General features: G+C 67.9%; 20 protein-coding genes. 17 read left to right on the forward strand and 3 right to left on the reverse strand.

Going from position 1 to position 23,356, the window contains the following annotated elements; all coding sequences use genetic code 11:
- The first annotated feature begins 24 nt into the window (after positions 1–24).
- The 14 genes from murG (at position 25) to nrdR (ending at position 15,727) form a co-directional block, all read left to right on the forward strand.
- The gene (gene murG, locus AC5RV3_RS00260) at positions 25–1,143 is read left to right on the forward strand and encodes an undecaprenyldiphospho-muramoylpentapeptide beta-N-acetylglucosaminyltransferase (RefSeq protein ID WP_494120480.1); all 1,119 of its coding nucleotides are present in this window, start codon (positions 25–27) and stop codon (positions 1,141–1,143) included.
- Positions 1,130–2,554 (forward strand): UDP-N-acetylmuramate--L-alanine ligase, encoded by a 1,425-nt coding sequence (gene murC / locus AC5RV3_RS00265; protein WP_494120481.1) that lies wholly within the window; start codon positions 1,130–1,132, stop codon positions 2,552–2,554. The genes murG and murC overlap by 14 nt, the downstream gene beginning before the upstream one ends.
- A gap of 149 nt (positions 2,555–2,703) precedes the next feature.
- A complete protein-coding gene (locus tag AC5RV3_RS00270; RefSeq protein ID WP_494120482.1) occupies positions 2,704–3,816 on the forward strand; it encodes a cell division protein FtsQ/DivIB in 1,113 nt (370 codons plus the stop codon).
- 217 nt (positions 3,817–4,033) lie between these two features.
- Positions 4,034–5,221, forward strand: coding sequence for a cell division protein FtsZ (gene ftsZ, locus AC5RV3_RS00275; protein ID WP_494120483.1), 1,188 nt, complete (start codon positions 4,034–4,036; stop codon positions 5,219–5,221).
- A gap of 21 nt (positions 5,222–5,242) precedes the next feature.
- Complete coding sequence (locus AC5RV3_RS00280; RefSeq protein WP_494120484.1) at positions 5,243–5,962, forward strand: purine nucleoside phosphorylase YfiH/LACC1 family protein; 720 nt, start codon at positions 5,243–5,245, stop codon at positions 5,960–5,962.
- Positions 5,959–6,708: a YggS family pyridoxal phosphate-dependent enzyme gene (locus AC5RV3_RS00285; RefSeq protein ID WP_494120485.1), complete on the forward strand. Its 750-nt coding sequence runs from the start codon at positions 5,959–5,961 to the stop codon at positions 6,706–6,708. The genes AC5RV3_RS00280 and AC5RV3_RS00285 overlap by 4 nt, the downstream gene beginning before the upstream one ends.
- A gap of 89 nt (positions 6,709–6,797) precedes the next feature.
- The gene (locus tag AC5RV3_RS00290) at positions 6,798–7,313 is read left to right on the forward strand and encodes a cell division protein SepF (RefSeq protein WP_494113348.1); all 516 of its coding nucleotides are present in this window, start codon (positions 6,798–6,800) and stop codon (positions 7,311–7,313) included.
- Positions 7,314–7,382: 69 nt separating this feature from the next.
- Entirely contained in the window at positions 7,383–7,670 is a 288-nt protein-coding gene (locus AC5RV3_RS00295; RefSeq protein WP_493987465.1) for a YggT family protein, read from the forward strand.
- Between the two features lie 149 nt (positions 7,671–7,819).
- Positions 7,820–8,485 carry a DivIVA domain-containing protein gene (locus AC5RV3_RS00300; protein ID WP_494120486.1) on the forward strand — a complete coding sequence of 222 codons (666 nt, stop codon included), beginning with the start codon at positions 7,820–7,822 and terminating at the stop codon, positions 8,483–8,485.
- A gap of 128 nt (positions 8,486–8,613) precedes the next feature.
- Positions 8,614–9,225 (forward strand): signal peptidase II, encoded by a 612-nt coding sequence (lspA, locus tag AC5RV3_RS00305; RefSeq protein WP_494120487.1) that lies wholly within the window; start codon positions 8,614–8,616, stop codon positions 9,223–9,225.
- Positions 9,218–10,153, forward strand: coding sequence for an RluA family pseudouridine synthase (locus AC5RV3_RS00310; RefSeq protein ID WP_494120488.1), 936 nt, complete (start codon positions 9,218–9,220; stop codon positions 10,151–10,153). Before lspA ends, AC5RV3_RS00310 begins: the two co-directional genes overlap by 8 nt.
- Before the next feature lie 110 nt (positions 10,154–10,263).
- Positions 10,264–13,743 (forward strand): DNA polymerase III subunit alpha, encoded by a 3,480-nt coding sequence (gene dnaE, locus AC5RV3_RS00315; protein ID WP_494113380.1) that lies wholly within the window; start codon positions 10,264–10,266, stop codon positions 13,741–13,743.
- Between the two features lie 34 nt (positions 13,744–13,777).
- Positions 13,778–15,127, forward strand: coding sequence for a histidinol dehydrogenase (gene hisD, locus AC5RV3_RS00320; RefSeq protein WP_494120489.1), 1,350 nt, complete (start codon positions 13,778–13,780; stop codon positions 15,125–15,127).
- Positions 15,128–15,226: 99 nt separating this feature from the next.
- The gene (nrdR, locus tag AC5RV3_RS00325) at positions 15,227–15,727 is read left to right on the forward strand and encodes a transcriptional regulator NrdR (RefSeq protein ID WP_494113353.1); all 501 of its coding nucleotides are present in this window, start codon (positions 15,227–15,229) and stop codon (positions 15,725–15,727) included.
- Positions 15,728–15,802: 75 nt separating this feature from the next.
- On the opposite strand, the gene ppgK is transcribed toward nrdR, so the two are convergent.
- Entirely contained in the window at positions 15,803–16,621 is an 819-nt protein-coding gene (ppgK, locus tag AC5RV3_RS00330) for a polyphosphate--glucose phosphotransferase (protein WP_494120490.1), read from the reverse strand.
- An 89-nt stretch (positions 16,622–16,710) separates the two neighbouring features.
- Positions 16,711–17,589 (reverse strand): type I methionyl aminopeptidase, encoded by an 879-nt coding sequence (map, locus tag AC5RV3_RS00335; protein ID WP_494113355.1) that lies wholly within the window; start codon positions 17,587–17,589, stop codon positions 16,711–16,713.
- 94 nt (positions 17,590–17,683) lie between these two features.
- Here map and AC5RV3_RS00340 point away from each other — a divergent pair, with 94 nt between their 5' ends.
- Positions 17,684–17,845, forward strand: coding sequence for an SPOR domain-containing protein (locus AC5RV3_RS00340; protein ID WP_493967355.1), 162 nt, complete (start codon positions 17,684–17,686; stop codon positions 17,843–17,845).
- Between the two features lie 54 nt (positions 17,846–17,899).
- Here the strand turns inward: AC5RV3_RS00340 and panB are convergent, their stop codons facing one another.
- Entirely contained in the window at positions 17,900–18,772 is an 873-nt protein-coding gene (gene panB, locus AC5RV3_RS00345) for a 3-methyl-2-oxobutanoate hydroxymethyltransferase (RefSeq protein WP_494120491.1), read from the reverse strand.
- A gap of 166 nt (positions 18,773–18,938) precedes the next feature.
- Here panB and AC5RV3_RS00350 point away from each other — a divergent pair, with 166 nt between their 5' ends.
- On the forward strand, positions 18,939–20,279 hold the full coding sequence (locus AC5RV3_RS00350; protein ID WP_494120492.1) for a glutamine synthetase family protein: 1,341 nt from the start codon (positions 18,939–18,941) through the stop codon (positions 20,277–20,279).
- A 9-nt stretch (positions 20,280–20,288) separates the two neighbouring features.
- Positions 20,289–23,306: a bifunctional [glutamine synthetase] adenylyltransferase/[glutamine synthetase]-adenylyl-L-tyrosine phosphorylase gene (locus tag AC5RV3_RS00355; protein ID WP_494120493.1), complete on the forward strand. Its 3,018-nt coding sequence runs from the start codon at positions 20,289–20,291 to the stop codon at positions 23,304–23,306.
- Positions 23,307–23,356: the final 50 nt, after the last annotated feature.

Consider the following 23,356-nt stretch of genomic DNA (forward strand, 5'->3'; position numbering starts at 1 on the left):
AGCAGAAGGTATTCCAGCTACACCATGAACACTTTTGAGCCCTCTGTGGTCCTGGCCGGCGGCGGCACCGCCGGGCACGTCAGTCCGCTGCTGGCCATCGCCGGCGCCGTCGTCCAGGCCGCCCCCACGGCCCGCATCCTCGCGGTGGGCACCGCCGTCGGCATGGAGACCCGGCTGGTCCCCGCGGCCGGCTACCGGCTCGCCACGATCGGGCGGGTGCCGCTGCCGCGCCGCCCGTCCCTCGACCTGCTGAAGCTGCCGTTCAAGTTCGCCGCGGCAGTGCGCCAGGCCGCGGGCATCCTCGACGGCGCGCGGGCCGACGTCGTGGTGGGCGTGGGCGGGTATGTGAGCACTCCGGTCTACATCGCCGCCAGGCTGCGCCGGGTGCCGATCGTGATCCACGAAGCCAACGCCCGCCCGGGGCTGGCCAACCGCGTCGGGGCGCGGCTCACCCGGTGGGTCGCGGTCGCGTTCAAGGACACGCAGCTGCCCGGCGCCCGCTGGGTCGGCATGCCCATGCGGCCCGAGATCTCCACCCTGGACCGGGAAGCCTCGCGCGAAGCCGCGCGCCGCCGGCTGGGGCTGGCGCCGGACCAACCTACCCTCATTGTCACCGGCGGCTCCTCGGGCGCGCTGAGCATCAACCGCACCATCGGTGCTTCGCTGCAGAAGCTTGCCGCGGCAGGCATCCAGGTGCTGCACATCACCGGGCGGAACAAGGCTCTGCGGGACGCCGACGGGCAACTGCTCGCCGCCCCCGGCTACCACCAGGTGGAATTCGTGGACAGCATGCAGGATGTCTACGCGGCGGCCGACCTCCTGCTGGCCCGCGCCGGCGCGGCCACGGTGTGCGAGATAGCCGCCGTGGGGTTGCCGTCCGTGCTGGTGCCGCTGCCGCACGGCAACGGCGAACAGGCCCTGAACGCGGCCTCCCTCGTGGCGGCCGGCGGGGCCGTGCTGGTCCGCGACGGCGAATTCACAACCCGCTGGGTCGCGGACGAACTCATTCCGTTGCTGAAAAACCCGGAGCGGCTGCAGCAGATGTCCGCGGCGGCACACGCCCTGGGAATCCGCGACGCGGACATCCGAATGGCACAATTGGTGCTCGAGGCAGCAGGGAGGAACACAGATGAAAGCCGCTGATTTCCACACCACGGCCCGGCTGCCGTTCGGCGACCTCGGCGCCGTGCACTTCATTGGGTTGGGCGGCGCCGGAATGTCCGCCATCGCCCGGATCCTGCTGGCCCGCGGCGTGCCGGTATCAGGTTCGGACGCGAATGACTCAGCGGTGCTGCGCCAACTGGAGTCGCTCGGTGCGCGCGTCTTCGTCGGCCACGAGGCGGCCCATGTCGCGGGCGCGGACACGGTGGTGGTCTCCACCGCCATCCGGCCGGAGAACCCCGAACTGCAGGCCGCCGCCGCCGCCGGCCTGAACATCGTGCACCGCTCGGTGGCGCTGGCCGCCGCGATGGAGGGGAAGCGGCTGATCGCCGTCGGCGGCACCCACGGCAAGACCACCACCACGGCCATGGCGACTGTGATGCTGCAGGCAACCGGATGCGAACCTTCGTTCGCCATCGGTGGCGATGTGGCGGCGCTCGGCGTCAACGCCGCCCACGGGCAGGGCGACTTGTTTGTCGCCGAAGCCGACGAATCCGACGGCTCGTTCCTCAACTACCGGCCGCAGGTCATCGTGGTGACCAACGTGGAGGCCGACCATCTGGACCACTACGGGTCAGCCGAAGCCGTGTACGCCTCCTTCGACCGGTTCGCCGCACTGCTTCCGGCCGACGGCACCCTGGTGGCCTGCCTCGACGACGACGGCGCCCGCGCCTTGGCGGAGCGGGCGGCGGCGTCAGGCGCAGGAGGCCGTGTGCTGGGCTACGGCTACGCGGCCGACGCCCAGGTGCGCATCGTAGAAACTGAATTCGCCGGCTCGGGGAGCACCAGCAGGATCGAATACCCCGGCGGCAGTTGCACGCTGCGGCTGCAGGTCCCGGGCGAGCACAACATCCGCAATGCCGCCGCCGCCATCGCCGTCGCCATCACGCAGGACATCGATCCGGCCGCCGCAGCCGAGGGACTGGCCGGGTTCACCGGGGCGGCCAGGCGGTTCGAGGCCAAAGGCACGGCGGCAGGCGTACGCGTGTTCGACGACTACGCACACCATCCCACCGAGGTCCACGCAGCCCTCACGGCCGCGCGCAAGGTAGCCGGCGGGCATGCGGTGCATGTCCTGTTCCAGCCGCACCTGTTTTCCCGCACCCGGGAATTCGCGGCGGAATTCGCGCGGGCCCTGCAGTTGGCCGACTCGGCCGCCGTCCTGGATATCTATGCCTCCCGCGAAGATCCGATCCCGGGCGTGACCAGCGAACTGATCACCAGCCGGCTGGCTCCCGGCAGCTATGCACCGGATCCGGGGCGGGCGGTGCAGGACATCGTGGCCCGCTCCGAACCCGGGGACATCGTGCTGACCGTCGGCGCCGGAGACGTGACGCAATACGGGCCGGTCTTGGTCGAGGCCCTGGGGCAGGCCGCAGCGGCGGCGCGATGAGTCCGCGCAAGCCACGCACTCCTGCTGCACGTCCCGCCGCCCCCCGGCAGCCGGAAGCCCCCCGCCGGCCGGAGGCCGCCGGGCAGCAGGCAAATCCGGCAGCGGCGAGCGACGCGGGCCGGGGTACAGACGCCGGCCGGGATCCGGGGGTGCGGATCAACACCGGCCGGGTGTCGGCCTTGCCCGCCGCCGAGTCCGCGGAGTCCGCCACGGGAGCCAGGCCCGCGCCGGCAGCCAGGCCCGCCCCGCGCGCCAACCCGCGCGGATCGGGCAGGCCGTCCGGACCGCGCGGCGCAACCGCCATCAGGGCGACGGCGCCGCCGCGGACGCCCAAGTCCGGGGGAGCGGCACAGCCGAGGCGATCGCCCAAGCCCGGCGCCGGCGCCTCGTCCCACACCGCCAAAGCATCCGGCAGGCCGGGGAAGGCAACAGGCACCGGGCACGCGTCCGGAAGCACGCGGGGCGGGGCAGCCGCCCTGCTGTCGCGGTGGCGGGACCAGCGGACGGGACAGGGCAACGCGGGAGGGGCGGGCCCCGCCGATACCACCGTTGTCAGCTTCCCCGAACCGCCAGCGCGCAAGACACGGCGCCGGCTGTTGATCGCGGCTGGCGTCGTCGTCGTGCTCTTCGCGGTGTTGATGTCGGTCATCTTCCTGTCGCCGGCGCTGGCGGTGAAGACCATCACCGTCGAAGGCGCCGAATTGACCGAATCCGCAACACTCACCGAGGCCTTGCAACCGCTCAGGGGCACGCCGCTGGCCCGCATCGGAGAGCGGGACGTGTATGACCGTGTAAACCACCTGCCGGCCGTGGAGTCGGTGGAAGTGATCGCCCGCCCGCCGTCGGAACTGCATGTCCGGATCATCGAGCACACACCCGTGGCCGTCCTCAAGGACGGGCGGAAATTCGTGCTGATCGACGAATCGGGGACGGAGCTGGCGTCGGTCGCCGAACGAAGTGAGGTCAAACTGCCCTTGATCGACGGAGCCAAGGCCGCCGAAAATCCGGACGTCTTCGCGTCCATCACCGGCGTGCTCGCCGCGCTGCCGCCCGACGTCCTGGAACAGCTCAAGCACGCGTCCGCGCAGTCGGTGGACTCGGTGGAACTCCAGTTGGCCAGCGGCCAGAAAGTGCTGTGGGGTAACGCGGGGGAGCAGGAACTCAAGGCGACCGTGCTGCAGGCGCTGCTGCAGGCAAAGGGTGTCAAGGACAAGGCGAGCGTCATCGACGTGAGCACGCCCACGCGTCCGGTGACCCGTTGAGCGGGAGAGGAAATGCGCAACATTCCGGGATCGCGCGACACGCGGAGCAAGGTCGTTGTGCGAGCCGGGGCTTGCGTCTAGCGTCTCGAATAGGAACTACTTGACATAACTCTAACCTTCAAGCTGAAGGTTAAGGTTAAGTGAAACTACCGGACAGGGTACCCGCCCGCTCCGGCAGAACTGATCAGTGCACAGACTCGAGCAAGGGACACAGGACGTGGCAGCACCGCAAAATTACTTGGCCGTCATCAAGGTCGTCGGCATCGGCGGCGGTGGCGTGAATGCCGTCAACCGGATGATCGAGGTGGGACTCCGCGGCGTGGAGTTCATCGCCATCAACACCGACGCTCAGGCACTGCTGATGAGTGACGCCGACGTCAAGCTCGACGTCGGGCGCGAACTCACCCGGGGTCTGGGCGCCGGCGCCGATCCGGAGGTGGGTCGGAAGGCCGCCGAGGACCATGCCGAAGAGATCGAGGAAGTGCTGCGCGGGGCGGACATGGTCTTCGTGACCGCCGGCGAAGGCGGCGGCACCGGCACGGGCGGCGCACCGGTGGTGGCGCGGATCGCCCGTTCGCTCGGCGCCCTGACCATCGGCGTTGTCACCCGCCCGTTCACGTTCGAGGGCCGCCGCCGGTCGAACCAGGCCGAGAGCGGCATCGAGACGCTGCGCGACGAAGTCGACACCCTCATCGTGATCCCCAACGACCGCCTGCTGTCCATCAGCGACCGCAACGTCTCCATGCTCGATGCCTTCCGCTCCGCCGACCAGGTGCTGCTCTCCGGCGTGCAGGGCATCACCGACCTGATCACCACCCCGGGCCTGATCAACCTCGACTTCGCGGACGTGAAGTCCGTCATGCAGGGAGCCGGCTCCGCGCTGATGGGCATCGGCTCCGCCCGCGGCGAGGACCGTGCGGTCAAGGCCGCCGAACTGGCCATCGCGTCTCCGCTGTTGGAAGCATCCATCGACGGGGCGCACGGCGTACTGCTGTCGATCCAAGGCGGATCGGACCTGGGCCTGTTCGAAATCAACGAGGCCGCACGGCTGGTGCAGGAAGTCGCGCACCCGGAGGCGAACATCATCTTCGGCGCCGTCATCGACGATGCGCTCGGCGACGAAGCCCGGGTTACCGTCATCGCCGCCGGCTTTGACCAGGTGGACGTCACCTCCGCCCCGGCCCACAGGCCGGCCGCGGCGCCGGCCGGTGCGCCCGCAGTTCCTGCCGCCCAGCCCTCGGTTCCCGCCTCGGAGCCCATGGAGCACAGCTTCAGCGGCGCCGTGCCGCAGTCGCAGCACGTTCCCGCCGACGCCGGCTTCGACATGGACCTGCCGGCCATCGTGGAGCCGGACCTGAGCGCGGGCCGCGTCGACGACCTGGACGTTCCGGACTTCCTGAAGTAACCCCCGAAGACAGGTCCGGCAGTGTTCTGGTGGAAGCAGAGGGTCCACACCGGCGTGTGGGCCGCTTTTACCGACCGCTCCGCCGGCAATCTCGGCCTGCATGTCGGGGACGACGCCGACACCGTGCTCCGGCGGCGCGCGTCGCTGGAAGATGCCATGTCCGTACCGGCCGGTTCGCTGCGGTTCATGAACCAGGTGCATTCGGCCGTCGCCGCCGTCATCCCCGCCGGGGGCGGGGAAGCCGACACGGCGGAAAGAGTTGTGACGGCCGATGCCCTGATCAGTGCCGACGGCGCGGCGCCGCTTGCGGTAATGGTGGCGGACTGCCTGCCGGTCGTGCTGGCGGGGACGCTGCCGGACGGCGGTGCCGCCACCGCCGTGGCGCATGCCGGCCGCCGCGGACTGCTTGACGGGGTGCTGGCCAACACGGTCGCCCGGCTTCGGGAGGCCGGCTCCGGCGAACTGCAGGCGTGGATCGGGCCTTCCATCTGCGGGAACTGCTATGAGGTCCCCGAGCAGATGCAGGCCGAGGCGGTTGCCCGGATTCCCCAACTGTCAGCGAGGACAGCCTGGGGGACCCCGGCCCTGGACCTTGCCGCGGGAGCCAGGGCAGTGTTGGCCGGGCTCGGTGTGGACGTGCACCAGGTGGGCGGCTGCACCCGGGAGGACGACAGGCTCTACTCCTACCGGCGCGATCAACGCACCGGCCGGTTCGCCGGCCTTGTCTGGAAGGATGTATGAGTACCGAGACCCGGAAGTCCGAACTGGCAGCGAACCTGGAACGTGTCCGGACCCGGATCGCCCGGGCCGCCGCGGGGCGCTCCACGGAGCCGGAATTGATCGTCGTGACAAAGTTTTTCCCGGTCTCCGACGTCGCGCTGCTGCACGAGCTGGGCGTCACCGACGTCGGCGAAAACCGGGACCAGGAAGCAGCCGCGAAGGCCGCCGAGCTTGCCGGTGCGGGGCTCCGCTGGCATTTCATCGGGCAACTGCAGACGAACAAGGCCAAATCCGTGGTGCGGTATGCGGACCTGGTCCATTCGGTGGACCGGCCCCAACTCGTCACCGCCCTCGGCAAGGCCATGGCGGCTGAGCAGGAACGGCGGGAGTCGGCAGGGCTCAAACCCCGGGCACACCTGGACTGCCTGATCCAGGTAGACCTTGACGAGGCCGTCACGCAGCAGGCCGCCGGCACGGCGGCCCGGGGCGGTGCCCGACCGGAGAACATCCCGGCGCTGGCCGATGCCCTCGCCGACACCAAGGGATTGAACCCCGCCGGGCTGATGGCGGTCGCTCCGCTGGGGGCAGACCCCGCCCTGGCCTTCGGCAGGCTGGTTGAGCTGTCGCAGCGGCTTCAGGAAGAGCACCCGGGCGCCGGCCTGGTGTCCGCGGGCATGAGCCAGGACCTCGAAGCAGCGGTCGCTGCGGGCGCGACACACCTCCGTGTCGGCTCCGATGTCCTCGGCCCGCGACCGGCCGTGGGGTAGCGTTTTGGCTAGGCAGACTCCTTGCCGGGACCGTTATTCCGGGACCCGGCAAGGCGGACAGCAGCGCTGAAGACAGGATGGGAGCTACCATGGCAGGCACACTGCGCAAGACAATGATTTATCTTGGGCTCGCCGATGGTGACGAGCACTATGAAGCCGAGCAGGCAGACACGCCCGCTCGAGATGAGGAGCAGCCTGTGGACCAGCCCCGCCAGGAGCGCCGCCCCGAGCCCCCGGCGCCGGTGAAGCAGGCTGCCGAGGAATACCGGGCGCCGGTGACGCCGATCAAGCGCGCTCCGTCGGCCCGCGAGGACGCCACCGTGCTGCACCAGATCACCACCGTGCATCCGCGGTCGTACAATGATGCCAAGGTCATTGGCGAAAGTTTCCGCGACGGCATTCCGGTGATCATGAACGTCACGGACATGGGCGAAGCGGAAGCCAAGCGTTTGGTCGATTTTTCCGCCGGCTTGGTCTTCGGCCTGCACGGCAGCATTGAGCGCGTCACGAACAAGGTCTTCCTGCTCTCGCCGTCAACCGTGGAAGTGCTGGGCGAGGACCGGAAATCCAGCGACCAGCAGGCCAGCTTCTTTAACCAGAGCTAGCCCGCCGCTACTTCCGGCAGGCGTGCCGCCAGTCTTACTCCTTCTAGCGCTAGGAATCGTGGAACCGGCGTGTCCATCATTTTCGTCCTGCTCTACCTGATCTTGATGTTGTTCCAGCTGGCCTTGATCGTACGGATCGTTTTTGAAATCGTGCAGGCCTTTGCCCGGCGCTGGCGGCCGCGCGGCATCGCGCTGGTAGCGGCTTCCGCGGTTTACTCCGTGACCGACCCTCCCATGAAGGCCCTGCGACGACTCATTCCGCCGCTGCGGATTGGAGGATTCGCGCTCGATCTTGCGTTCCTGGTGTTGTTCCTTGCCGTGACCATTGCCATGGCGATCGTGGCGGGTTTGGCTTGATCGGGGACGCGTTAGTGTTCGTCTCCGAAACGATATATTCTGATTCAGATATAGCTGGCGGATGTCCGTTGCACGGCGAATATTCGCTACCGTTGTTATGAGTCCAGCACGTTGCATTCATGACCCACGAACCAGTATGAGGTGACCAGATGGCTTTGACGCCAGAAGACGTTGTCAACAAGCGGTTCCAGCCGACTAAGTTTCGCGAAGGCTATGACCAGGACGAGGTCGACGATTTCCTAGATGAGATCGTCGTCGAACTCCGCCGGCTGAACCAGGAGAACGACGAACTTCGCAAGAAGCTGGCTGAAGCCACGTCGAACCAGGGTCCGGAGGCCTCCGTGCCGGCTCCGGTCTCGGCCGCCCCGAAGACCGAGCAGGTCAGGGAACCGGTCAAGGAAGAGCCCAAGGAAGAGCCCAAGCCGAAGGAAGAGCCGAAGCCGGCTCCCGCGGCCGCTCCGGCATCCGCGACCGGGCACACCGCAGCAGCCGAGTCGGCCGCAGGCGTGCTGGCAATGGCCCAGAAGCTCCACGACGAGTACGTCACCGCCGGTGTGGAGCAGCGGGACAAGATCATTGCCGAAGCACAGCTGGAAGCCAGCAGCCTGGTCAATGACGCCGAGGAGAAGAGCCGCAAGACCCTGGGCAACCTCGAGCAGCAGAAGGCCGTGCTGGAGCGCAAGCTGGAGCAGCTGCGTGGTTTCGAACGCGACTACCGCGCCCGCCTGAAGGCGTACATCGAAGGCCAGCTGCGTGACCTGGAAGCCCGCGGTTCCTTCGCTGCTCCCGAGGTCAAGGACAGCGCCGACGCGTAAGCGCGGGAGATAACTGCCAGCCCCGTGCCACGGGGCTCCCAATGGCCGGCGCCGGGATTATCCTGCCGCCGGCCATTGGCTTTGGGCACAGCGCTCCGGCGCCGACGGGCACTGAAGACGAGAGAGACATGTCAGAAACTTCACCGGCAGCCGATCGACCCGACGATGGGGCTGTGGCCGCACCGGGACAGCGCAAGGGCAGCGGCCGGTTCATCCTGCTGCTGGCCGGCTGCGCGGCTTTCGCCTACGCCTTCGACCAGCTGACCAAGTGGTGGGTCGTGTCCACCATGACCGAGGGCCAGATCACCCCGGTGCTGCCGCCGCTGCTGCACTGGCATTTCATCCGCAATTCCGGTGCCGCGTTCTCGATCGGTGAGGACTACACGTGGGTGTTCACCATCGTCATGACGGCGGTTTCCGTGGCGATCCTGGTCTACGCGCGCAAAGTCCGCTCCTTGTGGTGGTCCGTGGCGCTGGGCTTCCTGCTCGGCGGCGCGCTGGGCAACCTGACCGACCGGCTGTTCCGCGAACCCGGCTTCGGCGTGGGCCACGTGGTGGACTTCATCGCGTTTCCCAACTTCGCGATCTTCAACATTGCCGACTCCGCCGTGGTGGGAGCGGTCATCCTGTGGTGCGTGCTGACGTTCATGGGCATCGGCATGGACGGTACCCGGGAGACTGCCAAGGCCGGGGACAAGCCGGCGGGCGACGGCAAGGCGGCAGGGGAGAGCGGTGACTGACGACGTCAGGGTCGTCGAGCTGGACGGCCGGACAGCCGGCGCGCGGGCCGATACCGCAGTGGCCGCGCTGCTGGGAGTGTCCCGCTCGTCAGCCGCAGCACTCCTCGGCGACGGACGCGTGGAATTGAACGGCCGGGCCATCGCCAAGTCGGAGAAGCTTCCGCATCAGGGGAGCCTGCGCATTGCCGTACCCGAACGGCGGGATCCGCTCGCCGTCGTGGTGGAAGAGGTAGAGGATTTGAAGATTCTCGGAGACGAGGACGATTTCGTCGTCATCGACAAACCGGTGGGCGTGGCCGCGCATCCGTCGCCGGGCTGGGTCGGCCCGACCGTTGTGGGTGCCCTGGCCGCCCGGGGGTACCGGATCTCGACGTCGGGAGCCGCCGAGCGGGCCGGCATCGTCCACCGCCTCGACGTGGGAACCTCCGGCGTCATGGTGGTCGCCAAGACCGAACACGGCTACACGTTGCTGAAGCGTGCGTTCAAGGAACGCACGGTGGACAAGGTCTACCATGCACTGGTCCAGGGACTGCCCGATCCGCTGGAGGGCACCATCGACGCGCCGATCGGCCGGCATCCCGGCTACGACTGGCGGTTCGCCGTGGTCGAAGACGGCCGCAACTCGATCACCCACTACGAGGTGCTCGAGGCGTTCGGCAGGGCTTCGTTGGTCGAAGTGCACTTGGAGACCGGCCGGACGCACCAGATCCGGGTGCACTTCTCCGCGCTGCGGCATCCGTGTGCCGGCGACCTGACGTACGGCGCGGACCCCAAACTTGCCGCTGCGCTGGGACTGACCCGGCAGTGGCTGCACGCCAAGAAGCTTGGTTTCCACCACCCCGGCAGCGGGGAGTGGGTCGAATACGAGAGCGGGTACCCGCGGGACCTGGCCTACGCGCTGCAGGCGCTGGCCGAACACCGCGTGTAAGCCGGAACCGGCCCGGCTCCGGCACCTAGAATGAAACGGTGGCAGCAGTGACTTCATCCAAGACCGGCAACGATTCCTTCGTCCACCTTCACAACCACACCGAGTACTCGATGCTCGATGGTGCCGCGCGGCTGACCGACTTGTTCAGCCACGCCGATGAATTGGGCATGAACGCCGTGGCGACGACCGACCACGGCTTCGTTTTCGGCGCCTTCGATTTTTGGAACAAGGCCCGCAACGCAGGAATCAAGCCGATCGTCGGCGTCGAAGCGTACCTGACGCCCGGCACCGCCCGGGCGGACAAGACGCGCGTCAGGTGGGGCGACGGCGGGCGCAACGACGTCTCCGGCGCCGGCGCCTACACCCACATGACCATGTGGGCCGAGACCACCGAAGGCATGCACAACCTGTTCCGCGCCTCGTCGCTGGCCTCGCTGGAAGGGTACCTCTACAAGCCCCGGATGGACCGCGACCTGCTGCAGACCTACGGCAAGGGACTGATCGCCACCACCGGCTGCCCGTCCGGCGAGGTCCAGACCAAGCTGCGGCTGGGACTCTACGACGAGGCCAAGCAGGCCGCCTCCGATTTCCGGGACATCTTCGGCAAGGAAAACTTCTTCTGTGAGCTGATGGACCACGGCCTGGACATCGAGCGCAACGTCCAGGCCGACCTGCGGAAGCTGGCCCGCGAACTCGGGCTGCCGTTCGTCGCCACCAACGACCTCCACTACACCCATGCCGAAGACGCCAAGTCGCATGCGGCGTTGCTGTGCGTGCAGTCCGGCTCGACGCTGGCCGACCCGAAGCGCTTCAAGTTCGACGCGGACGAGTTCTACCTGAAGTCTCCGGCGGAAATGCGGGCCATCTTCCGCGACGTCCCGGAGGCCTGCGACAACACGCTCCTGATCGCCGAGCGCTGCAACGTGGAGTTCAACACCAAGGCCTCCTACATGCCGCGCTTCCCGGTGCCGGAGGGGGAGAACGAGGAGTCCTGGTTCGTTAAGGAAGTGGAGAAGGGCCTGCACTACCGGTTCCCCCACGGGATTCCCGACGACGTGCGGAAGCAGGCCGAATATGAGATCGGCATCATCCTCCAGATGGGCTTCCCCGGCTACTTCCTGGTGGTCGCCGACTTCATCAACTGGTCGAAGGACCACGGCATCCGCGTCGGTCCGGGCCGTGGTTCCGGTGCCGGCTCCATGGTGGCCTACGCGATGCGCATCACCGACCTGAACCCGCTCAAGCACGGGCTGATCTTCGAGCGCTTCCTGAACCCGGACCGCGTCTCGATGCCCGACTTCGACGTCGACTTTGACGACCGGCGCCGTCCCGAGGTGATCAAGTACGTCACCGAGAAGTACGGCGACGACCGCGTTGCCATGATCGTCACCTACGGCACCATCAAGGCCAAGCAGGCGCTGAAGGACTCGTCCCGCGTCATGGGCTATCCGTTCTCCACCGGCGAGCGGCTGACCAAGGCGATGCCGCCGGACGTCATGGGCAAGGGCCTGACGCTGAAGGAAGTCCACGATCCCAACGCCAAACGCTACGGCGAGGCCGAGGAGATGCGCGAACTGCTCAAGTCCGACCAGGATTCCGCGAAGGTCTTCGAAACCGCGCTGGGTCTGGAGGGGCTGAAGCGCCAATGGGGCGTGCACGCGGCCGGCGTCATCATGTCCTCGGAGCCGCTGATCGACATCATCCCGATCATGCGCCGGGAGCAGGACGGCCAGGTCATCACGCAGTTCGACTATCCCACCTGTGAAGGCCTCGGCCTGATCAAGATGGACTTCCTCGGCCTGCGCAACCTGACGATCATCACGGACGCCATCGAGAACATCAAGATGAACCAGGACATCGACCTGGACCTTGAAACGCTCGACCTCGACGACCGCCCGTCCTACGAACTGCTCGCCCGCGGCGATACCCTCGGGGTGTTCCAGCTCGACGGCGGCCCCATGCGGTCCCTGCTGAAGATGATGCGCCCGGACAACTTCGAAGACATCTCCGCCGTCATCGCGTTGTACCGGCCGGGTCCGATGGGCGCGAACTCCCACACCAACTACGCCCTGCGCAAGACCGGCGTCCAGGAGATCACCCCGATCCATCCGGAGCTGGAAGAGCCGCTGCGGGAAATCCTGGATACCACCTACGGCCTGATCGTGTACCAGGAACAGGTGATGGCGATCGCGCAGAAAGTGGCCGGCTTCTCGCTGGGCCAGGCGGACATCCTGCGCCGCGCCATGGGCAAGAAGAAAAAGTCCGAGCTGGACAAGCAGTATGCGGGCTTCCACCAAGGCATGGTGGACCGCGGCTACTCCGAGGCAGCCGTCAAGGCGCTGTGGGACATCCTGCTGCCCTTCTCCGACTACGCGTTCAACAAGGCGCACTCGGCCGCCTACGGCCTGGTGTCCTACTGGACGGCCTACCTGAAGGCGCACTACCCGGCCGAATACATGGCCGCCCTGCTTACCTCCGTCGGCGACGACAAGGACAAGCTGGCGCTGTACCTGAACGAATGCCGGCACATGGGCATCACGGTGCTGCCGCCGGACGTGAACGAGTCGGCGCTAAACTTCACCCCGGTCGGCACGGACATCCGCTTCGGCATGGGCGCCATCCGCAACGTCGGAGCCAACGTCGTGCACGCCATGGTGGCCGCACGCGACGAGAAGGGCAACTTCGCCAGCTTCAGCGACTTCCTGCAGAAGGTCCCGGCCGTGGTGTGCAACAAGCGCACCATCGAGTCGCTGGTCAAGGCCGGCGCATTCGATTCGCTCGGCCATCCGCGCCGCGCCCTCGCCATGATCCACGAAGAAGCGGTGGACTCGGTCATCGTGCTCAAGCGCAACGAGGCGGCCAACCAGTTCGACCTCTTCAGCGCGTTCGACGACGGCGGCGAAACCGCCGGGGGTCTCTCGGTCGACGTGCCGGACCTGCCCGAGTGGGACAAGAAGGACAAGCTCGCGTTCGAGCGCGACATGCTCGGCCTGTATGTCTCGGACCACCCGCTGCAGGGGCTGGACGGGATCCTGAGCCAGCACGCGGACATGTCCATCACATCGGTGATCGGCGAGGACGGCCCGCCGGACGGGCAGATCATCACCATCGCGGGCATGATCACGTCGCTGCAGCGCCGGATCGCCAAGAACAGCGGCAACGCCTACGCCCGCGCCGAGGTCGAGGACCTGGGCGGTTCGATGGAAGTGATGTTCTTCGGGCAGGCCTATGCGCCGATCGCCACCGTGCTCGCGGAAGACCTGATCGTGGTGGTCCGCGGCCGGCTGCAGCGCCGCGACGACGGTGCCGTCACCCTGAATGCCCAGGAACTCACCGTCCCGGACCTGAGCGACGGGCACTCCGGGCCGGTCGTGATTTCGATGGCGAGCTTCAAGGCCACCGAGTCGGTGGTCACCGCGCTGGGAGACGTGCTGCGCACCCATCCGGGCACTACCGAGGTGCAGGTGCGGCTGAACGGCTCGCGCAAGGTCGAAGTGATGAAGCTCGGGGTGGACCTGCGGGTCAATCCGAACCCCTCGCTGTTCGGCGACCTCAAAGTCCTGCTGGGGCCCGCCTGCCTCGATGCCTGACCGGGCGGCGGTGCCGGGTCAGTAGAATGGGTGGGTGACTTCTGCAGCCTCTGCCAACACCTTCACTGATTTCCCCACCCTGGACCTGCGCGGCCGCCGGCTCGGCACCGCCGAACTCAAAGCGGCCATGCCGCGCGCGGAGACCACCTTCGACGCCGCCACCGGTGCCGTGGAGGAGATCATCGGACAGGTGCGGGCGGGCGGGTTCGCCGCCTTGGCGGAACTCGCCCGGCGGTTCGACGGGGTGGAGCAGCTGCATCCCCGGGTGCCGTCAGCGGCGCTGGACGAGGCCCTGGAACAGCTGGACCCGCAGGTCCGCGCCGGCCTGGAGGAGTCGATCTCGCGCGCCCGGCGGTTCGCCGCGGCGCAAAAGCCGGGGGACACCGACGTCGAGCTCGGTGACGGAGCGGTGGTGACGCACAAGTGGATCCCGGTGAACCGGGTGGGGCTGTACGTCCCCGGCGGGCTGGCGGTGTACCCGTCGTCGGTCGTCATGAACGTGGTACCCGCCCAAGCCGCCGGCGTAGCGTCCATCGCCCTGGCGTCGCCGCCGCAGAAAGACTTCGGCTCGCTCCCGCACCCGACGATCCTGGCCGCCGCCAGGCTGCTGGGCATCGACGAGGTGTACGCCATCGGCGGTGCGCAGGCGGTTGCCGCGTTCGCCTACGGCGCGCCCGGGAACGAGCACGGCCCGGCGCTGGAGCCGGTCGACGTCGTCACCGGGCCCGGAAATGTATTCGTGGCCACGGCCAAGAGGCTGGTCAAGAGCGTGGTGGGGATCGACGCCGAGGCCGGCACCACCGAGATCGCCATCCTGGCCGACGAGACTGCCAATCCGGCGTTCGTGGCCGCCGACCTCATCAGCCAGGCCGAGCACGACCCGCATGCGGCCTCCGTGCTGATCACGGCTTCGGAGGAACTGGCGGAAGCAGTGCGCAGGGAACTTGGCGGGCAGATCGCCCGGACCAAACACTCCGCCCGCGTCCGCGAGGCGCTGTCCGGCCCGCAGTCGGGGACCATCCTGGTGGACGGGCTGGAACAGGGCATCGCCGTCTGCGATGCCTACGCCGCCGAGCACCTGGAGATCCAGACCGCCGACGCGGCCGCGGTAGCCGCCCGGATCCGCAACGCCGGAGCGATCTTCGTGGGCGACTACAGCCCGGTGAGCCTGGGCGACTACTGCGCCGGCTCCAACCACGTGCTGCCCACCAGCGGCACCGCCACCTTCGCCAGCGGCCTCAACGTGACGACCTTCCTGCGCGCCGTCCAGGTGGTTAACTACGGCAGCGGCGCGCTCCGGGAGGTGAGCGGGCATATCGCCGCGTTGGCCCGCGCCGAGGACCTCCCGGCCCATGGCGACGCCGTGGCCATCCGGTTCGTCTGACCCGGCCCAACCCCAACATGTAGTAATGACAGTCTTGTAATTCACCTAGATATGGTTCTAGGATGAACTAGTTGGCTGTCCCGAGGGAAGGAGTGTGGCGTGTACTGTCCGTTCTGCCGCAACTCCGATTCCCGGGTGGTGGACAGCCGGCTGACCGACGACGGTTCCGCGATCCGGCGGCGCCGCCAGTGCCCCGCCTGCGGGCGCCGCTTCACCACCGTGGAGACCACCAGCCTCAGCGTGATCAAGCGCTCCGGTGTCAGCGAGCCGTTCAGCCGGACCAAGGTCGTCAACGGCGTGCGCAAGGCCTGCCAGGGCCGCCCCGTGACGGAGGACGACCTGGCCCTGCTGGCCCAGGAAGTCGAAGAGTCTGTCCGCGCCAGCGGCGCCGCGGAAATCGACGCGCACGAGGTGGGCCTGGCTATCCTGGGCCCGCTGAAGAAGCTGGACCTGATCGCCTACCTGCGGTTTGCCAGTGTCTACCAGGGCTACGAATCGCTGGAGGATTTTGAATCCGCGATCGACCAGCTGCGCCACGACGCGCGCAGGAACGGCCAACAGGGGCCGGAAGGCCGGCAACGGCCGTTGACAGCGCAGTAGCGCGACCAAGACTCCGGTGGCGGCTGCGGAGGGGAAGCCGAGGCCGCCACCGGCACCAACCAACCGGTTGCCAATCTACTTGGCGAAGCCGAAGTGCAGGGCCGCCTGCAGGGCCGCACCCACGATGCCGGCGTTGTTGCGCAGCTGGGCGGGGATGATCGGCGTGGCCAGCTTAAGCCGGGGCAGGAAGTCCTCGCTCCGTTTCGAAATGCCGCCGCCGATGATGAACAGCTCCGGCGAGAACAGGAACTCGACGTGCGAGAAGTACCGCTGCAGGCGCTGCGAATACTCCGCCCAGTCCAGGCCGTCGCGTTCGCGCGCCGCGGCTGAGGCCTTCGACTCGGCGTCATGCCCGTCCAGCTCCAGATGCCCCAATTCGGCGTTCGGCACCAGCTTGCCGTCGAAGATGAACGCCGACCCGATTCCGGTGCCCAAGGTGATGACCAGGACGGTACCCTTTGCCCCCGCACCCGCGCCATAACGGACCTCCGCCAGTCCGGCCGCGTCGGCGTCGTTCATCACCTGGACGGGGCGGGACATCCGGTGCGTGAGCAGCGCGTCGACGTCGGTTCCGATCCAGCGCGCGTCCACGTTGGCCGCCGACCGTGCGATCCCGTGGCGGATAATGGCGGGGAACGTCACACCCACCGGGCGGTCGGGTTCGGGGCCTTCCGGCCGGGCACTGAGTTCTTTGACGATGCGCGCGACGACGTCGGCCACGGCCTCCGGAGTGGACGGACGGGGCGTGTCATAGCGGATGCGGTCGCCGACCAGGACGCCCTTTTTGAGGTCGACGATGCCGCCCTTGATACCGGTTCCGCCGATATCGATGCCGATCGCCGACCGGGCTGCCCGCTTGGCTGCCTTCTTGACCACAGCGTCCTGCGTCGCCATGCCACCTCCGTGCTCGCTCAGGCCCGGCGTGCCTCGCCGGACTACCGGAAGCCTACCCGCTGTGCCCGGCGGTGTCAGGCCGCGAAAGGCTAGGGGAGGGTGAGGATTTCCGCTCCGGAATCGGTGACTACCAGTGTGTGCTCGAACTGGGCGGTCCGCCTCCGGTCCTTGGTGACAACCGTCCAGTTGTCGTCCCACATCTCCCATTCGATGGTGCCCAAGGTGAGCATCGGCTCGATGGTGAAGACCATGCCCGGCTCGATCGCCCGGCTGTAGGCCGGGGCGGCATCGTAGTGCGGGATGATCAGGCCGGTGTGGAAGGCCTCGCCGACGCCGTGGCCGGTGAAGTCACGGACCACACCGTAGCCGAAACGCTTGGCGTAGGACTCGATGGTCCTGCCGATGACATTGATTTCCCGTCCCGGGGCCACGGCCTTGATGCCGCGGCGCAGCGACTCCTGGGTGCGCTCGACCAGCAGGCGCGACTCTTCATCGACGTCGCCGACCAGGAAGGTGTAGTTCGTGTCCCCGTGGACGCCGTCCAGGTACGCGGTGATATCGATGTTGATGATGTCGCCGTCCTGCAGCACGGTGGTATCCGGGATGCCGTGGCAGATCACTTCATTCAGCGAGGAACAGATCGACTTGGGGAAGCCGCGGTAGCCCAGGCAGGACGGATACGCATGGTGGTCCAGCAGGAATTCATGCCCGATCCGGTCCAACTCGTCGGTGGTCACCCCCGGTTCGATGTGCTTGCCGACCTCCACGATGGCCTGCGCAGCGATTCGTCCCGCAATGCGGATTTTCTCGATGGTTTCCGGCGTCTTGACCTCCGAACCCGTGAACTTGGCCGGCGCCGGCTTCCACGCGTATTCGGGCCGGGCGATCGACGGGGGAACGGGCAATGGGGGACTGACGGTGCCTTGAACGAGGGTTCCGACGGGTGCTGTTGCTGCGTTGTGGGGCATAGTATCGATCATATAGGTGCTGCAGAGGTGCCCGACAGCGAGGCTGCGACAGCCTTCGAACGCTGCCGGGCGCCGTCAACGTAAGGAGGCCTGCATGGCGGATTTCTGGTACAACGTGGTTACCCACCAGGTGGAAGTGGGCGCCCAGTCCGACTGGACCCAGTTGATCGGCCCCTACGAGACCCGCGAAGAAGCCGAGCACGCGTTGGAGAAGGTGCAGCGGCGCAACGAGGAGTGGGACGCGGAGGACGACTGATCCTGCCGGCGCCCGTCCCCGGACGGGGCGTCTGCGAACTGAAGGACGCGGCGCCTAGAAGGAGTGCTCCGGGCCGGGGAACGAGCCGTCCTGGACATCCGAGCGGAAGGCGGCGGCGGCGTCGGAAATGATGGTGCGCACGTCCGCATACTGCTTGACGAACTTCGCCATCTTGCCGCCGCGCAGGCCGGCCATGTCCTGCCAGACCAGGACCTGGCCGGTGGTCGACGGCCCGGCCCCGATCCCGATCGTTGGAACACGCAGGGCCTGGTCCACCTTGGCGGCTGCCTCGGCCGGAACCATCTCCATGAGCACCGCAAAGGCTCCGGCTGCTTCCAGTGCCAGGGCGTCGTCAATGAGCCGCTCGGCGTCGTCGCCGCGGCCCTGCACCCGGTAACCGCCCAGCGCATGTTCGCTCTGCGGGGTGAAGCCGATGTGCGCCAGCACCGGAACACCGGCCTGCACCATGGCCCGGACGGTCTCCGCATAGTAGGCGCCGCCCTCCATCTTCACCGCATGGACGCCGGTTTCCTTCAGGAAGCGCACGGAAGTTTCCACCGCCTGCGCCGGGGACACCTCGTAGCTGCCGAAGGGCAGGTCGGCAACGGCGAACGCGCTGCGGGCCGAGCGGGCCACCGCCCGGCAGAGCGGCAGCATCTCGTCCACCGTGATCGGCAGGGACGTCTCGTTGCCCAGGACGTTGTTGGACGCCGAATCGCCGATCAACAGCACTTCGATGCCGGCAGCGTCGAAGATCTCCGCGGTGTACTGGTCGTACGCCGTCAGCATGGCGAAGCGCCGGCCCTCGTCCTTGGCCTGCTGCAGGTGGTGGATGCGGGTGCGGCGCGCCGGGCGGGAAGCGGCTGCCGCCGCCGACGTGCCGTAAGGAGCCGGCTGTTCTGCACCGGAAGACTGTGAAGTGGGCATGTGGTAGAGCCTAATCCTCCGGCGTCCGCTTCCTCCACTCTTACGCGGACGCGTTACCGGGGCGCCAACTTCGGTTGTGCTGCCAGTAGGCTAAAGGGAAGCAGACCACGGCAGGCTTTGGCATGCAGTTTTGGATGCAGGGCCCGGATTCAGCGAAAGGCAGCACATGGACCGTCAGCAGGAATTCGTCCTCCGTACCATCGAGGAACGGGACGTGCGGTTTGTCCGGCTCTGGTTCACGGACATCGTCGGGTCGCTGAAATCCGTGGCGCTGGCCCCCGCCGAGGTCGAAGGCGCCTTCGAGGAAGGGCTCGGTTTCGACGGCTCCTCGATCGAAGGCCTGGCCCGGGTCTTCGAGTCCGACATGCTGGTCCAGCCGGATCCCACCACGTTCCAGATCCTGCCATGGCGCGGCGAAGCGGAGCAGACCTCCCGGATGTTCTGCGACGTGCTCACCCCCGACGGCGAACCCTCCACCGCCGACCCGCGGAACGTGCTCAAACGGACGCTGGGCAAAGCCGCGGAGATGGGCTTCACCTGCTACACCCATCCCGAAATCGAGTTCTACCTGCTCAAGTCCGACCAGTTGGGCCCGGACGGGGTCCCGGTACCCGTGGACCACGCCGGGTATTTCGACCACGTGCCCGGTGGCGTTGCCCAGGACTTCCGCCGCACCGCGGTGACGATGCTGGAAAACGTGGGCATCTCGGTGGAATTCAGCCACCACGAGGACGGCCCCGGCCAGAACGAAATCGACCTCCGTTACGCCGATGCCCTGCAGACCGCGGACAACATCATGACCTTCCGCACGGTGGTCAAGGAAGTGGCGTTGATGGAGGGCATCTACGCCACCTTCATGCCCAAGCCGTTCTCCGACCACCCCGGCTCCGGCATGCACACCCACTTTTCGTTGTTCGAGGGCGACTCGAACGCATTCTTCGAAGCCGGTGCCGAGTTCCAGCTCTCCAAGACCGCACGCCAGTTCATGGCCGGGATCCTGCGCCATGCGCCCGAATTCACCGCCGTCACCAACCAGTTCGTGAACTCCTACAAGCGCCTGTGGGGCGGGGGAGAGGCACCCAGCTACGTGTCCTGGGGCCACAACAACCGGTCGGCGCTGCTGCGGGTGCCGTTGTACAAGCCGAGCAAGGGCCAATCCGCCCGGGTGGAATACCGGGGCATTGACTCGGCGGCCAATCCGTACCTGTCCTATGCGGTGCTGCTGGGCGCCGGGCTCAAGGGTATCGAGGAGGGCTACGAGTTGCCGCCGGCCGCCGAGGACGACGTGTGGAGCCTGAGCACCGCCGAGCGGCGGGCCATGGGCCTGGACCCGCTGCCGTCCAGCCTGCACGACGCCATCCGCACCATGGAGGAGTCGGAGCTGGTGGCCGGGATCCTGGGCGAGCAGGTGTACGAGATTTTCCTGCGCAACAAGCGGGCCGAGTGGCACGCCTACCGGCTGCAGGTCACCCCGCATGAGCTGAAGCGCAACATCGGAATCCTCTAGGGCGGGGACGTGCTGACGAACCGGCGGTTGATCGCCCGAGGGTTCCACGACCTGGAGCGCAGCACCCGGTTCCTCCAGGCCAAGGAGTTGTCCGGCATCAGCCAGGACCGGCTGGAGGCCGGGTTCGCGGTCAGCGCCGACCCGGACCAGGCACTGGTATCACTGGTGCGGCTGCTGGAGAAAAACCCGACCCTGGCCGACGTCATCAACATGGGCGGAGACGGCAGCGAAGCCCTGTTCCGGCTGCTCGGGGCTTCGGAGGCCCTGTCGGACTTCCTGCTCCGCCGGCCGGAGCACCTGGACGTCCTCGACACGGATATAGGACCGGAACCCGGCCGGGTGCCGGCGTCGCGGCTGCGCAGCTCGCTGCTACGGTCCGTCGGGGCGGACCCGTTGTCGGGACAACCGGTCGCCTCCTTGTCGGGCAAGGACGCCTACATCGCCCTGCGGAGCACGTACCGCCGGCACCTGTCCGCGCTGGCGATCCGCGATCTCTCCGCAGCCTCCCCGGTCGATTTCCTGCCGGACGCCGCCCTGGAACTGGCGGACCTGGCCGCGGCCGCGCTGGACGCCGGGCTGGCGGTGGCCCGGGCCGAAGCAGCGGAACGGTACGGCACCGATGACGTCGCGGCAGTGCGGCTGGCCATCATCGGCATGGGAAAGTGCGGGGCCGGCGAACTGAACTATATTTCCGACGTCGACGTGGTTTACGTCGTGGAAGCCGACGGGCTCGCGGACGGCGATGCCGGGGCGATCGGCGCGGCGCTGGCCACCGGAACGGCCCGCGCCATCAACTCACCCGGCCCCGAGCCCGGGCTCTGGGAAGTCGACGCCAACCTGCGCCCGGAGGGCAAGGACGGACCGCTGGTCCGCACGCTGGACTCGCACCTGACGTACTACCGGCGTTGGGCGCAGAGCTGGGAGTTCCAGGCGCTCCTGAAGGCCCGGGCCGTGGCCGGGGACGCCGGGCTGGGCCGCCGGTACGAGGAAGCGGTGTCGCCGCTGGTGTGGTCCTCGTCGGAACGGGAAGGGTTCGTCGAGTCGGTGCAGGCCATGCGCCGCCGGGTCACCGAAAACATCCCGGCCCACGAGCGCGGCCGCCAGATCAAGCTGGGCCGCGGCGGGCTGCGCGACGTCGAATTCACGGTCCAATTGCTGCAGCTGGTGCATGCCCGGGTAGACGATTCCATCCGCCAGCGTGACACGACGTCGGCCATCGCCGCGTTGAGCGCGGCGGGCTACATCTCGCGCGCCGACGCGCAGGAATTCGACGAAGCCTACCGGTACCTGCGCGTGCTGGAGCACCGGATCCAGTTGGTGAACCTGCGCCGGACCCACTTGATGCCCGACGACGAGCAGGCGCAGCGCGTGCTGGCCAAAGCCGCGCAGGGCGCGCTGCTCGAGAGGCGTCCGGCGCCGGCCGAGATGCTGGAGAAGTGGCAGCAGACCAAGCGCCGGGTGCGGGCGCTGCATGAACGCATCTTCTACCGGCCGCTGCTGGCGGCCGCCTCCAACCTGAGCCTGGACGAGGTGCGGCTGACCCCGGAGGCGGCACAGGGCCGGCTGGCCGCGCTGGGCTACCAAGACCCGCGTGGTGCGATGCGGCACATCGAGGCCCTGACCGCCGGGGTCAGCAGGAAGGCGTTGCTGCAGCGCCAGCTGCTTCCGGTCCTGCTGGAATGGATCGCGTCCGGAGTGGACCCGGACGCGGGCCTGCTGGGCTTCCGCCGGCTGAGCGAACGTCTGGGAGACTCCCACTGGTACCTGGGCATGCTGCGCGACTCGAGCTCGGCCGCCGAACGCCTGTGCCACATTCTTTCCAGCAGCCGCTTCATCACGGACCTGCTGGAGGTCTCGCCGGAGTCCACGGCCTGGCTGGGCACCGACAAGGACCTCGTACCGCTCAGCTTCGACGCCCAGTGGCAGGAAATCCGGTCCAAGATGTCCCGCCATCCGGTGCCCGAAGAGGCCATCCGGCTGATCCGGCTGATCCGCCGCCGGGAAACGCTGCGCATCGCGCTCGCCGACTCCTCCGGGCTGCTGGACCAGTCCCAGGTCGGCGCCGCGCTGGCGGACGCCGACCGCGCCGCCGTGCTCGGCGCGCTCCATGTGGCGGAAACCTCCGTGCTGGAGTCCGAGGAACGGCTAACGGCCCTGCTGGTGGTGGCCATGGGCCGGCAGGGCGGACGCGAAATCAGCTACGGCTCGGATGCCGACGTTATGTACGTGCACCGGCCGTTGCCGGGGGCCGACCCCGGCCAAGCCCAGCAGCAGGCGGAGCGCATCATCACGCGGATCTCTTCCCTCCTGAAGCAGCCATGCACGCCACCCGTGCTGGCCGAACGGGTGCTCGAAGTGGACGCTGCGCTGCGGCCGGAAGGCAAGAACGGGCCGATGGTGCGCTCGCTGGACTCCTATCGCGAGTATTACCAGCGCTGGTCCCTGGTCTGGGAGGCACAGGCCTTGCTGCGCGCCCGGCCAATGGCCGGAGACGACAACCTGGCGGACGAGTTCATCGCGCTCGTGGATGCGGTCCGCTACCCGGACGGGCTCGGAAGCGACCAGGTGCGCGAGATCCGGCGGATCAAGGCGCGGGTGGAATCGGAGCGGCTCCCGCGTGGCGCCGATCCGGCCCGCCATTTGAAGCTCGGCCGCGGGGGACTCAGCGATGTGGAGTGGCTGGTCCAGCTGCTGCAGCTGGAGCACGCCCGGAAGCTCCCGGAGCTGCGCACCACCAACACGCTCGAAGCGCTCTCCGCCATCGCAGCCGCAGGGTTGCTCCCGGGGGACGACGCCGCCACGCTCGGCCGGAGCTGGAGCCTCGCCACGCGGATCCGGTCGGCGAATGTGATCTGGGCGGGCAAGAACTCCGACGTGCTGCCCGCCTCGCGCAGGGACCTGGAAGCGGTGGCACGCTGGTGCGGGTACGAGCCCGGGAACGCCGCGGCGATCGAGGAAGACTACCTGCGCCTCACCCGCCGCGCCCGGGCCATCTTCGAGCGCTACTTCTACGGTTACGGCACCTAGCCTCCCCGACGCCAAGTGGTGCCGCCGGTCACCGGTCTGTACCCTCAATG

Source organism: Arthrobacter sp. Y3221114, from assembly GCF_059092625.1.

Excerpts from the sequence above, each read along its gene's own strand:
- dnaE (WP_494113380.1), top strand. The coding sequence starts at position 10,264 with ATGCTCGATGGTGCCGCGCGGCTGACCGACTTGTTCAGCCACGCCGAT.
- ppgK (WP_494120490.1), bottom strand. The coding sequence starts at position 16,621 with ATGGCGACGCAGGACGCTGTGGTCAAGAAGGCAGCCAAGCGGGCAGCC.
- AC5RV3_RS00290 (WP_494113348.1), top strand. The coding sequence starts at position 6,798 with ATGGCAGGCACACTGCGCAAGACAATGATTTATCTTGGGCTCGCCGAT.
- murG (WP_494120480.1), top strand. The coding sequence starts at position 25 with ATGAACACTTTTGAGCCCTCTGTGGTCCTGGCCGGCGGCGGCACCGCC.
- AC5RV3_RS00300 (WP_494120486.1), top strand. The coding sequence starts at position 7,820 with ATGGCTTTGACGCCAGAAGACGTTGTCAACAAGCGGTTCCAGCCGACT.
- lspA (WP_494120487.1), top strand. The coding sequence starts at position 8,614 with ATGTCAGAAACTTCACCGGCAGCCGATCGACCCGACGATGGGGCTGTG.
- AC5RV3_RS00285 (WP_494120485.1), top strand. The coding sequence starts at position 5,959 with ATGAGTACCGAGACCCGGAAGTCCGAACTGGCAGCGAACCTGGAACGT.
- AC5RV3_RS00350 (WP_494120492.1), top strand. The coding sequence starts at position 18,939 with ATGGACCGTCAGCAGGAATTCGTCCTCCGTACCATCGAGGAACGGGAC.
- AC5RV3_RS00340 (WP_493967355.1), top strand. The coding sequence starts at position 17,684 with ATGGCGGATTTCTGGTACAACGTGGTTACCCACCAGGTGGAAGTGGGC.
- panB (WP_494120491.1), bottom strand. The coding sequence starts at position 18,772 with ATGCCCACTTCACAGTCTTCCGGTGCAGAACAGCCGGCTCCTTACGGC.
- map (WP_494113355.1), bottom strand. The coding sequence starts at position 17,589 with ATGCCCCACAACGCAGCAACAGCACCCGTCGGAACCCTCGTTCAAGGC.
- murC (WP_494120481.1), top strand. The coding sequence starts at position 1,130 with ATGAAAGCCGCTGATTTCCACACCACGGCCCGGCTGCCGTTCGGCGAC.